Source organism: Acinetobacter sp. AND/436 (assembly GCF_049546925.1).
In the GTDB taxonomy this organism is placed as follows: domain Bacteria; phylum Pseudomonadota; class Gammaproteobacteria; order Pseudomonadales; family Moraxellaceae; genus Acinetobacter; species Acinetobacter indicus.
This window is the reverse complement of record NZ_JBMXBO010000003.1, coordinates 96,447-109,756: the sequence shown is the minus strand read 5'-3', so window position 1 is coordinate 109,756 and position 13,310 is coordinate 96,447. Positions and strand designations below refer to the sequence as shown.

The following is a 13,310-nucleotide window of genomic DNA, read 5'->3' as shown; positions in this document are numbered from 1 at the left end:
AGCGCAGAAGTAGCTACACTTAGCACTTTAAAAACTCAGCCTGTATTAGAATTTATTGCAAATGAATACACAACGTGAACAATTGATACAAACATGGATTACATCTGTACTCGGTTCAGATCAATTTGAAACTCATTTTTTAGCAGGCGATGCAAGCTTCCGTCGTTATGCACGAATCAAATTGAATAATAAAACATTTATGCTGATGGATGCACCACCAGAAAAAGAAGATTGTGGTCCTTTTGTGACGATTGATGAATTTTTTGATGCGCATGGTGTACGCGTGCCGCATATCATCGCCAAAGATCTGCAGCAGGGCTTTTTGCTACTGGAAGATTTTGGTGATGTATTGCTCTCGACCCTGTTAAATGAACAGACTGTCGATGACTACTATGCACAAAGCTTTAAGCAGCTGATCCAATTGCAGTCCATTGCTGGCGAAGGCCATTTCCCGGACTATTCCTATGAAAAACTGATCAGTGAAATGGAGCTGCTCACCGACTGGATGTTGCCCTCATTACAGATTCAGCCAACCGCAGAAGAGAGCGCGTTAATCAAGCGTACCTTTGCCATTCTGGCCAATGCGGCTTTGGCTCAGCCACAAGTGATTGTACATCGTGATTTTCACAGCCGGAACCTGATGAAAATTGCAGGTGAAACCGAACTTGGGGTGATTGATTTTCAGGATGCGGTAATTGGCGCCGATACCTATGATCTGATTTCAATTACCCGCGATGCCTATGTGCAGTGGAATGCAGATCGTGTCTATCGCTGGTTTAAAACCTTTTATGATTTGTTGCCAGAAAGCGCCAAGCAGGAGCGTGATTTTGAGCAGTTCAAGAAAGACGCCGACCTGATGGCGATTCAGCGTCATATCAAGATTCTGGGTATTTTTGTGCGCCTGTTCGAGCGTGATGGCAAATCGGGTTACTTAAAAGATTTGCCGCGCGTGATGTGGTATCTACTGGAAGAATCGCAGCCTTATGCCGAATTGCAGCCTTTTATGCAGTTTATTCGTGAAAAAGTTATGCCGGCATTTGAAGCCAAATATGGCCGTTATGAGGTAGCTGCCTGATGAAAGCCATGATTCTTGCTGCCGGTTTAGGTAACCGGATGCGTCCTTTAACCTTGCATACGCCTAAACCCTTGCTGGAAGTGGGCGGTAAGCCGCTGATTGTTTGGCATATCGAAAAACTGCAGCGCATTGGCGTAACCGAAATTGTGATCAATACCGCCTGGCTGGGTGAAAAACTGGCTCAGGCTTTGGGGGATGGCAGCCAGTTTGGCGTTAATATTCTCTGGTCGCATGAAGGCGAAGGTCTGGAAACCGCAGGCGGGATTATTAACGCGCTGCCGCTGCTCGGCAATGAGCCCTTTATTCTGGTCAATGGCGATGTCTGGACCACCATGGATTTTGCGCCATTATTGTCGGTACAACTACAGGAACAGCTGGTGCATCTGGTGCTGGTGGAGAATCCGGCGCAGCATCCGCAAGGCGATTTCACCTTATCGGAACAAAAAGCTTATACCTTTGATCAGGGTAAATCGGGTGAAAATCTGACCTATAGCGGTATTGCCGTGATTGATCCGCAGATGTTCCAAGGCCTGGAAGGTGGCAAGCGTCCATTGGCGCCGTTATTGAAACAGGCCATGCAGGATGAAAAAATTGCCGCCAGCAAATTGCAGGGTGTCTGGGTTGATGTTGGCACTCCTGAGCGATTAAATGCACTGGATCAACAAATTCAGCAAGGTGTGTACGCTTAAGTGCATATTCACTAAGCACTCGCTGCTGTGACTTGGCAGATAAATCGGTATACTTTCAGCTAACTTTTTCGAGACGTTCATTGTTTATGCATACGTTTTTTCAGGAACTCAAGCAGGGTAGTCAGGCCTTGGGTTTAGAGCTCAGCGATGAGACTTTAAATTTATTACTCCAATATCAAGATGCTTTGGTGCTATGGAACAAAGCGTATAACTTGACCGCAATTCGTGATCCGAAAGAAATGCTGGTCAAGCATTTGCTCGACAGCCTGAGTATTCTCAACGATTTACCTGCCGGCCGTTTGCTGGACATTGGTACCGGTGGCGGTATGCCGGGCATGATCATTGCCTTATGTCAGCCGGAACGTCAGTGCGTGTTGCTGGACTCGAATGGCAAAAAAATCCGTTTCTTGAAGCAGTTTATTGCCGATCTGAAACTGCAAAACGTGGTGGCGGTCCAAACCCGAGTCGAAAATGAAGACAGTATCCGTGAGTTAGGCCAGTTTGATGTCATCACCAGCCGTGCCTTTGCATCTCTGACCGATTTTGTGGCGGCATCAAAACCGTTTATGCATGGACAGAGTATTATTGCTTCCATGAAAGGTCTGATTCCGGCCGATGAGGTTGAAGCATTGAAAGATGAGTTCAGCTGTGAAATTATCGAGCTAAAAGTTCCACGTCTGGACGAACAGCGTCATCTACTTTTATTAAAACATATTTAATTCATTCTAAGGATTGGGGTTACCATGGCACAAATTATTGCGATTGCGAACCAGAAAGGTGGTGTCGGTAAAACTACAACCGCAGTAAATTTGGCAGCATCGTTAGCTGTTTTGAAAAAGCGCGTTTTACTTGTGGATATGGATTCACAGGGAAATGCCACGATGGGTTCTGGTATCCAAAAAAACGACCTTCTATATTCCATTACCGATGTGTTGCTGGGCGAAGTGCCAATTGAAACGGCCATTACCAAATCGGAAGTGGGTTATAAGGTTTTAGGTGCAAACCGTGATTTGTCCGGTGTGGAACTGGCTATTGCCGAGCAGGAAGGGCGCGAGTTTATTCTGCGTGATGCACTGGGCGAAATTGAAAAAAGTTTTGACTACATTATTGTCGATTGTGCGCCAAGCTTAAGCTTAATTACCGTGAATGCGCTGGCTGCGGTACAGGGCGTGATGATTCCAATGCAATGTGAATACTATGCGCTGGAAGGTCTGGCCGATTTAACCCAGACCATCGACCGGATTCAGCAGGCTTTAAATCCAGAGCTGGAAATTATTGGTGTGCTGCGAACCATGTACGATGCGCGTAATGCATTAACCCGTGATGTGTCTGAAGAGCTGCAACAGTATTTTGGCAAAAAGCTGTATGACACCGTGATTCCACGTAATGTGCGTCTGGCCGAAGCACCGGCGCATGGTTTGCCTGTAATTTATTTTGAGAAAAGTTCAAAGGGTGCAGTTGCTTACCTGAATCTGGCAGCTGAAATGTTAAAGAAAAGCAAAGTGAAAAAAGGAAGTAAAGCATGACCATAAAAAAACGCGGACTCGCCAAAGGTCGTGGTTTGGATGCCTTACTTGGGTCGATCCAGAAAGAAAAATTACAACTTGAAGCCCAGTCTTTGGATCATGGTCAGCTAAAACAGATTGATGTGCATTTATTAAAACGGGGTGAATATCAGCCACGCCGTTTTATCCATGAACAGGACTTACAGGAACTTGCCGCCTCGATTGAAAAACACGGGGTCATGCAACCGATTGTGATTCGTCCGATTGATGACGAACAGCATCCGTATGAAATTATTGCTGGTGAACGTCGCTGGCGTGCCGCACAGCTGGCGGGACTCACCGAAGTTCCGGCAATTGTCCGTGACCTGACCGATCAGGTGGCGATTGCACTGGCTTTAATTGAAAATATTCAGCGTCAGGATCTGAATCCGATTGATCAGGCCATGGCCTTGCAGCGCTTCCATGACGAGTTTGGTCTGAGCCATCAGGAAATTGCCGACACCGTCGGTAAGGCACGAACTACGGTCAGTAACCTGTTGCGTTTGTTGACTTTAACTGAAGAAGTTAAAGACCTGATGCAGCAAGGGCTGCTGGATATGGGCCATGCGCGCGCCATTTTGACCTTAAAAGCCAAAGATCAGCTGAAAGTGGCTGAACTGGTGATTGAAAAGAGTTTGTCGGTCCGTCAGACCGAACAGCTGGTGCGTGACTGGAGCGCACCAAAAACAGAAAAACCAAAAGCAGAACCGGCACCGGATATTCAGCAACTGACACAACGTCTGTCAGAGCGTTTCAGTGCCAATGTCAAAATTGATCATAACAAGCAGGGTAAGGGGAAGCTGGTGATCAGCTATCACTCCTTAGAAGAACTAGATGGTATTTTAAATATCTGCTTGGCTGATTAATTTTTATTGTAGATTTATTGGGGAAAATCGAATGTGGGAATTGGTAAAAGCAGGCGGCTGGCTGATGCTGCCGTTACTGTTGTGCTCTGTGTTTACGCTGGCCATCAGTATTGAGCGTTTTTTACGTCTTAAGCGTGCCGGTGTGGTGCCGAAAGCCTTGCAATTACAAACCGGACAGCCGGTGCAAGGCGTGTTACAGCAGTTGCAGCAATCGGAAAATTTACAGCACAGTACTTTGGGCCGAATCTTTATGGCTGGTGCGCAAAATAAACACCAGTCTGAACAGTTTGCGCGTGCGCAGATGGAAGCGACAGCCTCTCAGGAAATTGGCTATCTGGAAAAAAATATTAATTTCCTCGGGACTTTAAGTGCTGTGGCGCCGTTGCTGGGCTTATTGGGGACCGTTCTGGGGATTATTGAATCTTTCCTGATGATTGATATCAGTTCAAGCAATCCGACTTTAATGATTCCGGGGATTTCCAAAGCACTGATTACCACCGCAGCGGGTATGCTGATTGCAGTGCCGGCTTTATTTGCTTACCGTTATTTCCAGCGTCTGGTACAGGAATATGTGGCCGAGCTGGAACAGCAGGCGACATTGTTTCATGCTGCGCTGTTTCATCAAACCCAGATTGTTGATGAAGACATTAAAAAAGCAGGCTAAGGTGACCTATGAAATTCAAACGCTCGCAAGTGGAAGATATTCATATTAACCTGACACCGATGATTGACTGTTTGCTGTTTATTCTGGTGTTCCTGTTACTGTCCACCAGTTTTAACCAGTTTAGCCGGATGAACCTGACCTTGCCGGAAGCGCAAGGGGTGCCACCGAAAGCCTATGACCAGAAAGTCGAGGTGGTGGTCGATGCTTCCGGGCATTATTCGGTCAACGGGCAGGCGCTTTCCAGCAAGGAAGTTGCTGATTTAAATACAGCAATTAAACAAATTTCCAATGATCGACGTGATTTAATGTTTATCATTGCGGCAGACGCGAAAGCTTCTCATCAGGATGTGATTCGTGTCATGGATGTTGCGGGACAACTGGGTTTCGTCAACATTAACATCAGTACGAAAGTACCAACTCGAGGCTATTAGTGAATCCGGATTATAAAGTCTACCTGCGTCTACTCGGTTATTTAAAACCTTTCTGGGGAATCGCGATTCTGGTTGTGGTGGGTTTTGCCATCAATGCGGCGACTGAAGTTTCAGTGGCCAAGTTGCTGGAAAAAATTATTACGGCAATTCAGGAAAAAGACTACACCTTCACCCACCTGTTTCCTTTTCTGGTGGTGTTGCTGATGTTTTTCCGTGGTGTCGGCCTGTTTCTGGGCGGCTACTATACCGCGGTCATTTCACGTAATCTGGTGTTTAATGTGCGCCAGGAAGTATTTGCCAAATTGCTGCGCTTACCGTCGCAGTATTATCTGGACAATACCAGTGGCCACATTACTGCCAAAATCATGTATAACGTGGAGCAACTGACAGCGGCCTCCACCGAATCTTTACGTACCTTGCTGCAACAGGGTTTAATTACCATCGCCTTGCTTGGTTACCTGTTTTATAGCAACTGGCGTTTGACCATCTGTATCCTGATTTTTGCCCCGCTGATTGGCCTGTTAATCCGGAAAGCCGCCAAGCGTATGCGTAAGCTGTCAATTCAGGTGCAGGATACCATGGGTGATGTGAACCACGTGGTGCAGGAAACTGTAAACGGCAATCTGGTGGTGAAAGGTTTTGCCGGTCATCAATACGAGCAGGAACGCTTTAAACAGAACTCACTGGAAAACTTGCGCCGTGGCCTGAAAATGGTAGCTGTGCAGCAGCTAAACAGCCCGGTGGTACAGTTGATCATGTCGATTGCACTCTCCATCGTGATCTGGATTGCGCTGCGCCCGGAAATTTTACGTGACACCTCAGCTGGTGAATTTGTGGCCTATATTACTGCTGCCGGGATGCTGAGCAAGCCAATTAAAGCGCTAACCGATATCAACGAAAAACTGCAACGCGGTATGGCGGCGGCGCATTCAGTATTTGAACTGCTGGATATGCCGGAAGAAAAAAATACTGGTACCTTAACTCCAGCCTTAAAAGGCAATATTGAATTTGATCAGGCCAATCTGGTCTATGCCGATGGCCATCATGCCATTCATGACTTTAGCCTGAATGTTAAAGCCGGTGAAACCGTGGCACTGGTCGGACGTTCAGGGGCGGGCAAAAGCTCACTGGTTAATTTGCTGGTGCGTTTTCAGGAATTATCTTCAGGCCAGATCAAGCTGGATGGGTTGGATATTCATGAGATTGAACTGAATAGTCTGCGTACCCAAATTGCCATGGTGAATCAGCAGGTGGTGCTGTTTAACCGTACCGTGCGTGAAAATATTGCGTATGGTCAGCTGGAAGGTGCGTCGGATGAAGAGATCATCGCGGCGGCCAAAGCGGCGTATGCGCATGATTTTATTATGGCCTTACCACAAGGTTATGACACACCACTCGGTGCGCAGGGTTTAAACCTGTCCGGTGGTCAGCGTCAGCGTATCGCGATTGCCCGTGCCATTTTGAAAAATGCGCCGATCCTGATTTTGGATGAGGCGACCAGTGCATTAGACAATGAATCTGAATACTTTATTCAACGTGCCTTTGATGCAGCGATGCAGAATCGTACCACCATTGTCATTGCACACCGTTTATCTACCATTGAAAATGCCGACCGTATTGTTGTGATGGATCAAGGGCGTATTATTGAACAGGGTACCCATCAGGAACTGTTAAACCAGCAGGGTGCTTATTATCAGTTGCATCAGCGCAATTTCGAGGAATAATCAGCCATGTCATTTGCACAATTCATTCAGGACGCTTGGAACAAGCAAGCCAAATGGTTGGTTGTGCTACGGCCGTTGGCGCTGTTATATCGTGGTGGCAGTGTGCTGAATCAGAAGCTGTATGCTTCGGGGATGAAAGCAGCCTATACCGCACCAGTGCCGGTGATGGTGATTGGCAACATTACCGTAGGCGGTAGCGGCAAAACGCCGCTGCTGATTCATCTGGTTAATTATCTGCATAGCCTGAATGTGCGTGTTGGCGTAATTAGCCGCGGCTATGGCGGCAAAGGCCCATTCCCGGCCTATGTTGATTTTGAATCGACGCCGGACATGGTCGGCGATGAACCCTGTCTGATTGTACAATCTACCGGTGCGCCAATGGCGGTCGGTGCCAATCGTCAGCAGAGTATTGAATTGCTGCTGTCCAGACATGAACTGGACCTGATTATCAGTGATGATGGTTTGCAACATCTGGCGCTCAATCGCCAATTGGAATGGATTGTGCTGGATAATAATCGCGGTCTGGGCAATGAAAAAATTCTGCCTGAAGGTTATTTGCGAGAGCCGAAAAGCCGCCTGAATACAGCAACCGTGATTGAACATGCGGCACAGCCAAGTTCAGCGCTGAATATGCATCTGGAAGTGGCTGAGCCTTATTTACTTAATGCCATAGAGGGTAAGGTGTTTAATCCGCAAGATGCTTTTTATGCCGTGGTTGGGATTGGTTTTCCGCAGCGTTTTTATCGCACCTTAGAGTCGATGGGCATCCAGCAATTCCAGTGCCACGAATTTCCAGATCATCATGATTATGAAATTGATGACTTGCAGTTTGAAGATCATCAACCGATTATTACCACCGAAAAAGATGCGGTGAAAATTTTGCCCTTGCTGAAACAGTATCCTGATTTTAACCGGGAAATCTGGGTGGTGCCGGTTGAAGCGGTATTGTCACCTGCTTGTTATCAGGTTTTGCATCAACAGTTAGCGCAAGTGGGTTTGACCCTGAATGAAGGACAGTTATGAAACACATCGTTATTCCTGCACGTTTTGCCAGTTCACGCTTACCGGGTAAGCCCTTACTTGAAATTCATGGCCGTCCCATGATTTTACGGGTGGTGGATCAGGCCAAAAAAGTTGAAGGTTTTGATAACTTATGTGTGGCGACAGATGATGTGCGTATTGCCGATGTCTGCCGCGCTGAAGGGGTGGATGTGGTCTTGACTTCAGCGGATCATCCTTCTGGGACTGACCGTTTAAGTGAAGTAGCGCGGATTAAAGGCTGGGCCAGTGATGACATTATTGTCAATGTGCAAGGTGATGAACCTTTGTTGCCCGCGCAGCTGGTGAAACAGGTGGCGCAGCTCTTGGTCGATCAGCCTGGCTGTTCGATGTCGACACTGTGTGAACCGATTCATGCACTGGATGAGTTCCAGCGTGACAGCATTGTCAAAGTGGTGATGTCCAAGCACAATCAGGCTTTGTATTTTAGCCGCGCGACCATTCCTTATGATCGTGACGGGGCGAAAAATGCCGTGCCGCAATTGCATGATCAGGCTTATCGTCATTTGGGCCTGTATGCCTATCGGGTAAAACTGTTACAGGAATATGTGACCTGGGAGATGGGTCTGCTGGAGCGTCTGGAAAGTCTGGAGCAGCTGCGGGTGCTGGAAAATGGTCATCTGATTGCGATTGCCGTGGCTGAAGCCAATTTACCACCGGGTGTCGATACCCAGGAAGATCTGGATCGTCTGAATGCGCTTGATCTTGCACATTTTGAATCGTAGAGCTGGCCATGCAGAATGAAGTGACTGCGCAGATTTATCCCTGGCAGCAAACAGTTTGGGATACACTAACGGGCAGATTTCCCCAGTTGGGCCATGGACTGCTGTTCTATGGCAAAAAAGGCTGTGGCAAAGAAGCTTTTGCGCAGCAGTTTCTGGCCTGGATTTTGTGCCAGCATCGTCATGAGCGCAATCTGCCCTGTGGCGAGTGCGGCAGTTGTCAATGGTTAAAATCAGATACGCATCCGAATTATGTTTATATCACGATCGATGAAGAGAATAAAAAACAAAACGCGAAAATTAAGATCGAGAAGATCCGTGATTTATTACCATTTGTGCAACAAACCGTAGATGGCTGGCGGGTCATTGTGATTGAGCCGGCAGAAGCCTTGAATATTGCTTCTGCCAATGCCTTGCTAAAAACACTGGAAGAGCCGGGCGAGCGGGTGGTGATTATCCTGCTGGCCGATCATTACCTAAAGCTGCCCGCGACTATTCGCAGTCGTTTACAGCATTTTGCCCTTGACCGGATTGCTCCGGAACTGGCCCATGATTTTTTAAGCCAGCACTTGCCGGAAAGCAGCGAGCAGCAAAAACAGCTGCTGATGAACCTGTCCAATCAGATGCCGCTGCAAGCCATTCAGGTGGCCGAGCAGGACTGGTTCTTTAAGCGCGCTGACTTTGTGCAAGACTGGCAAAAATTGGTCAGTCAAAAAAATATGCCGATGGCAATTGCGACCAAGTGGAATAAAGAGCTGAGTTTTAGTGAATTTGGTCAGATGTTTGAATACTTGTTGTCAGATTTGATTTGTGTCAAGCTAAATCAACCGGTGAAAAACATCGACCTGACACTAAGCGCGCTGGCCGAGCAGTATTCGCTGGAAGCATTATTTGATATTTATAGTGATATACAACAATCAAAACAGATGACAGAGCAGAATGTTCAAAGCAATCTGATTCTTGATCAGCTGTGTATAAAATTGATGAATCTTTAAGGGGAAACAGTATGCAGCCACGTATGGGCGGAATTATCCAGGCCAATATTCCAGATCTAGAAACGCTCTATTTAAGTTATATGCCCTATGTGGTCGATGGCGGACTGTTTATTCCTTCCAAGCAACCGGTGCAGATGGGCGAAGAAATCTTTGTACTGGCGACCTTGCCGGAACAATCACAAAAAATTCCACTGACCGGTAAAGTAATCTGGATTTCACAAAAACAGAATGGGGTGAAATTACAGGGCTTTGGTATTCAACTCAGTGGTGAAAAGGGTCTGTATTACAAAGCAGAAGCAGAAAGACTACTGGCAGGACTTAAGTCTTCAAATCGAAACAGTTACACTATGTAGTCTGTTCTAAGTTGTTGTAGGAAACGCCTGTGTTTGTAGATACGCATTGTCATTTAACCATGCTCGATTTAACTCCGTATGATGGAAATCTGGATCTGGCATTGGCGCAGGCGCGAGAAGCCGGCGTATCTAAATTTATGAGTATTTCGGTCGATCTGGATGACCATATCGAACTGGCAAAAATTGCCGCACGTCATGCAGATGTCGGTTATACCGTGGGTGTGCATCCTTGTGAAGATGCGGCCACCATGGCGCGTGCCACCACTGACTATCTGGTCGAGCTGGCACAACCGGAAAAAGTCTGGGCGCTGGGGGAAACCGGGCTGGATTATTATCACAGTACCGATTTTATTGCCGAGCAGAAAGACTGTTTTGCCCGCCATATCCATGCCTCGCAAATCGTAAAAAAACCGGTGGTGGTGCATACCCGTTCAGCCAAGCATGATACGGTTGATATTATCCGCGCAGAAAAATCAACCCATGGGATTTTGCACTGTTTTACCGAAGACTGGGAAACCGCCAAAGCGGTACTGGACTGCGGTTACTATGTCTCTTTCTCGGGTATTGTGTCGTTTAAAAATGCCCAGGATTTACGGGATGTGGCCAAGCAGGTGCCGCTAGATCGTGTCCTGATTGAAACCGATTCGCCGTATTTGGCGCCAATGCCATATCGTGGTAAATCAAATGAACCAAAATATGTCCCATATGTAGCCAAAGCCCTGAGTGATGTATATGATAAGTCACTGGAAGAGATGGCTTTCATAACCATGCAGAATTTTGAAAACCTCTTGAACCAAAAGTAAAAATCTAGAAATTTTTAAAACTGACCGATAAGTGCATAAGAGAGAGTTTATAGGGTGAAGATGGATCGTCAGGCTCAATTTCGAGCAAGAGAAACCTTAATTTTTCAAGTGGCAGAGCAATTGCTATTAGAAAATGGTGAAGCAGGGATGACGCTTGATGCCTTGGCCGCAGAATTGGACCTGGCCAAAGGCACGCTTTATAAACATTTTCAGAGTAAAGACGAGCTGTACATGTTGCTGATTATTCGTAATGAGAACATGCTGCTCGAAATGATCAAGGATGCTGAGAAAAAGTTTCCTGAACATTTGGCCTTCTTTATGCTGCATCACTTGCATCATCCAGAGCGCACGGTACTGTTTCATCAGATTGAAGAGCGCCTGTCGACTACCGGTATGGGCATCAACCATCTGTTTAACGAGCTGTATCAGGTGCGTAAACAGCGCCTGCGTCTGATTATTCGCATGACTGAGCATTATCTGGAATCAATTCAGAGCAAAATGTCGGTGCGTGACTATCTGGCTTCGATCTGGTCCTTGACGCACGGCGCGGCGGCCATTCTAAACTCCAGTTTCTATCAGCGTTACCTGGGTTCACGTGACACCTTGCGCGTGGCCTATATTGACCAGGCACTGGCCTTGCCGAAACAAGTTCAACATCTCGAACAGATCGCTTAAACCTCATGACTAGATCGCATCACTTCTCATCTGTTCGTGGTTTTACACTCATTGAATTGATGGTGGTGATTGTGGTCATGGCCATTGCCGCCTCACTGGTGCTGATGAATATTGGCGGGGTGGACCAGCGCAGCGCCATGCAGGCACGTGAAGTGTTTTTGATGGATGTGAAGAAGCTGCAACGCGAAGCAGACGATCAGTCGCGTGTGCTGGCTCTAAATGTTCAAAATGCCACCGATGTGTCACCATTTCGTTATGAAGTTCTGGAATATTTGCCAGCAACCACCGCTACCGACAGTTCAAGCGTCATGCTCAGTCAAACCGCGACCCGCTGGCAAAAATATGCCGAATTTGAGATGCAAAGTTTGCCCGATGGAGTGAGCTTTCAGATCCAGCCTTTACAACACGGATTTGAGAATGCGCAGAATGCCGCCTTGCTGCAAGGCGATGCCCCGAAACTGATCTGGCTCGGTAATGGCGAAGTTAAACCAGTGCGGATTCAGTTTTATTTCGAGCAGCGTCCGGTTGGGGCTGAAATCGAAATTGATCATCTGGGTAAGATCGTGAATGAAGAATAGATTATTTTCAGCGTTCTTGTCGCCTGATCTGCAAAAACTGAGCCGGCTTTTCTCCAACTGTTCAACATCCGCGTACCGATTACGAGCACATCAGCATCAGAACCGATTCAAACGTATTGCCGGTTTTACCTTATTAGAAGTGATGGTGGCACTGGCGATTTTCGCTACAGCTGCCATGGCGCTGACTCAAGTGGCCATGCAATATACCCAGTCCACCTCTCATGCCATTTTAAGAACCAAAGCACAGTTTGTGGCCTTAAATGAACAGGCTCTAATGGAAATCCAGCAGGACTGGCTGACGGGTACGCAATCAAAACAGGTCACCCTGCAAGGTGAAAGCTGGCAAATTGATAAAAGCGCACAGCCGACCATTAGCCCGAATGTGCAGCGGGTAGAAGTGCAGGTCAGCTTATTTAACCCCGATACCGGTCAGGTTGAAGCCGGCATCACCCATTTGGTGTTTTTTAATCATCGGGTGGCGCAATGATTAAGGCTAAACGCGGATTTACCCTGGTCGAGCTGCTGGTGGCCATTGCCATCTTTGCGGTGCTGTCTGCCTTGGGTTGGAAAGTATTTGATTATCTGGTCAAGGTCAAAGACCGTAACCAGTGGCATGAACAGCAGTTAGAAGGATTGCAGGGTGCCTATCAGCAAATTTTACGTGATAGCATTCAGATTGTGCCGCTGACCGCCAACATCAATAATGATATTCAGCCAGCTTTGGTATTACAAAACGGCCGTTTTAATTTTAGCAAGACCGGTGTGACCGATCCTTTGCAGCAGGGCATTGCGCCCACTGAACGGATTGAATATCAGTACCGGGCCGACGAACAAAAACTGTATCGTCTGAAATATGCCAATTTGCATCAGTCCGGGCAGGATCAGCCGGTTTCCAGCGTATTATTGGACAATGTTAGCCAGTTTCAGGTTAGTGTGCTGAATCCGCAGGAACTGAGTAACTGGCCAGACAGCAGTATTGACTTAAATGATAATCAACAAAAACGCAAACTGCCAAAAGGCATTAAAATAAATTTAACCGTACAAGATGTACAATATGAATGGATTTTTAGCCTGTTAAATACTGACTTCCTGAAATCAGACAATAAAACCACATCATAAAACAGGCACTAAA

17 protein-coding genes are annotated in these 13,310 nt (G+C 46.9%); all 17 read left to right on the top strand.

The window, feature by feature from the left end:
- Nucleotides 1-61: 61 nt before the first annotated feature.
- The 17 genes from ACPEPR_RS03670 to gspJ all read left to right on the top strand — a co-directional run bounded on the left by ACPEPR_RS03670 (nt 62) and on the right by gspJ (nt 13,297).
- Nucleotides 62-1,075 (top strand): aminoglycoside phosphotransferase family protein, encoded by a 1,014-nt coding sequence (locus ACPEPR_RS03670; RefSeq protein ID WP_005177470.1) that lies wholly within the window; start codon nt 62-64, stop codon nt 1,073-1,075.
- Nucleotides 1,075-1,764, top strand: coding sequence for an N-acetylmuramate alpha-1-phosphate uridylyltransferase MurU (murU, locus tag ACPEPR_RS03665; RefSeq protein WP_423561934.1), 690 nt, complete (start codon nt 1,075-1,077; stop codon nt 1,762-1,764). The genes ACPEPR_RS03670 and murU overlap by 1 nt, the downstream gene beginning before the upstream one ends.
- Nucleotides 1,765-1,850: 86 nt before the next feature.
- Entirely contained in the window at nt 1,851-2,483 is a 633-nt protein-coding gene (gene rsmG, locus ACPEPR_RS03660) for a 16S rRNA (guanine(527)-N(7))-methyltransferase RsmG (protein ID WP_016658229.1), read from the top strand.
- A 24-nt stretch (nt 2,484-2,507) separates the two neighbouring features.
- Nucleotides 2,508-3,290, top strand: a complete 783-nt coding sequence (locus ACPEPR_RS03655) for a ParA family protein (protein WP_005177476.1) — start codon at nt 2,508-2,510, stop codon at nt 3,288-3,290.
- Nucleotides 3,287-4,174, top strand: coding sequence for a ParB/RepB/Spo0J family partition protein (locus ACPEPR_RS03650; RefSeq protein WP_005177477.1), 888 nt, complete (start codon nt 3,287-3,289; stop codon nt 4,172-4,174). The genes ACPEPR_RS03655 and ACPEPR_RS03650 overlap by 4 nt, the downstream gene beginning before the upstream one ends.
- A 31-nt stretch (nt 4,175-4,205) precedes the next feature.
- Nucleotides 4,206-4,838 carry a MotA/TolQ/ExbB proton channel family protein gene (locus tag ACPEPR_RS03645; protein ID WP_005177480.1) on the top strand — a complete coding sequence of 211 codons (633 nt, stop codon included), beginning with the start codon at nt 4,206-4,208 and terminating at the stop codon, nt 4,836-4,838.
- 8 nt (nt 4,839-4,846) lie between these two features.
- The gene (locus ACPEPR_RS03640; protein ID WP_005177483.1) at nt 4,847-5,269 is read left to right on the top strand and encodes an ExbD/TolR family protein; all 423 of its coding nucleotides are present in this window, start codon (nt 4,847-4,849) and stop codon (nt 5,267-5,269) included.
- The gene (gene msbA, locus ACPEPR_RS03635; protein WP_075166780.1) at nt 5,269-6,993 is read left to right on the top strand and encodes a lipid A export permease/ATP-binding protein MsbA; all 1,725 of its coding nucleotides are present in this window, start codon (nt 5,269-5,271) and stop codon (nt 6,991-6,993) included. Before ACPEPR_RS03640 ends, msbA begins: the two co-directional genes overlap by 1 nt.
- 6 nt (nt 6,994-6,999) lie before the next feature.
- Complete coding sequence (lpxK, locus tag ACPEPR_RS03630) at nt 7,000-8,016, top strand: tetraacyldisaccharide 4'-kinase (protein WP_423561933.1); 1,017 nt, start codon at nt 7,000-7,002, stop codon at nt 8,014-8,016.
- A complete protein-coding gene (gene kdsB, locus ACPEPR_RS03625; protein WP_423561932.1) occupies nt 8,013-8,777 on the top strand; it encodes a 3-deoxy-manno-octulosonate cytidylyltransferase in 765 nt (254 codons plus the stop codon). The genes lpxK and kdsB overlap by 4 nt, the downstream gene beginning before the upstream one ends.
- A gap of 8 nt (nt 8,778-8,785) precedes the next feature.
- Complete coding sequence (locus ACPEPR_RS03620; protein ID WP_075166783.1) at nt 8,786-9,769, top strand: DNA polymerase III subunit delta'; 984 nt, start codon at nt 8,786-8,788, stop codon at nt 9,767-9,769.
- Nucleotides 9,770-9,780: 11 nt separating this feature from the next.
- A complete protein-coding gene (locus tag ACPEPR_RS03615) occupies nt 9,781-10,122 on the top strand; it encodes a PilZ domain-containing protein (protein WP_005177501.1) in 342 nt (113 codons plus the stop codon).
- Between the two features lie 29 nt (nt 10,123-10,151).
- The gene (locus ACPEPR_RS03610; RefSeq protein WP_005177502.1) at nt 10,152-10,925 is read left to right on the top strand and encodes a TatD family hydrolase; all 774 of its coding nucleotides are present in this window, start codon (nt 10,152-10,154) and stop codon (nt 10,923-10,925) included.
- 60 nt (nt 10,926-10,985) lie between these two features.
- The gene (locus ACPEPR_RS03605; RefSeq protein ID WP_075166784.1) at nt 10,986-11,600 is read left to right on the top strand and encodes a TetR/AcrR family transcriptional regulator; all 615 of its coding nucleotides are present in this window, start codon (nt 10,986-10,988) and stop codon (nt 11,598-11,600) included.
- Nucleotides 11,601-11,605: 5 nt separating this feature from the next.
- Nucleotides 11,606-12,178, top strand: a complete 573-nt coding sequence (locus ACPEPR_RS03600; protein WP_075166785.1) for a prepilin-type N-terminal cleavage/methylation domain-containing protein — start codon at nt 11,606-11,608, stop codon at nt 12,176-12,178.
- A gap of 115 nt (nt 12,179-12,293) precedes the next feature.
- Nucleotides 12,294-12,665, top strand: a complete 372-nt coding sequence (gene gspI / locus ACPEPR_RS03595) for a type II secretion system minor pseudopilin GspI (RefSeq protein ID WP_228288776.1) — start codon at nt 12,294-12,296, stop codon at nt 12,663-12,665.
- Nucleotides 12,662-13,297: a type II secretion system minor pseudopilin GspJ gene (gene gspJ, locus ACPEPR_RS03590; RefSeq protein WP_152342358.1), complete on the top strand. Its 636-nt coding sequence runs from the start codon at nt 12,662-12,664 to the stop codon at nt 13,295-13,297. Before gspI ends, gspJ begins: the two co-directional genes overlap by 4 nt.
- Nucleotides 13,298-13,310: the final 13 nt, after the last annotated feature.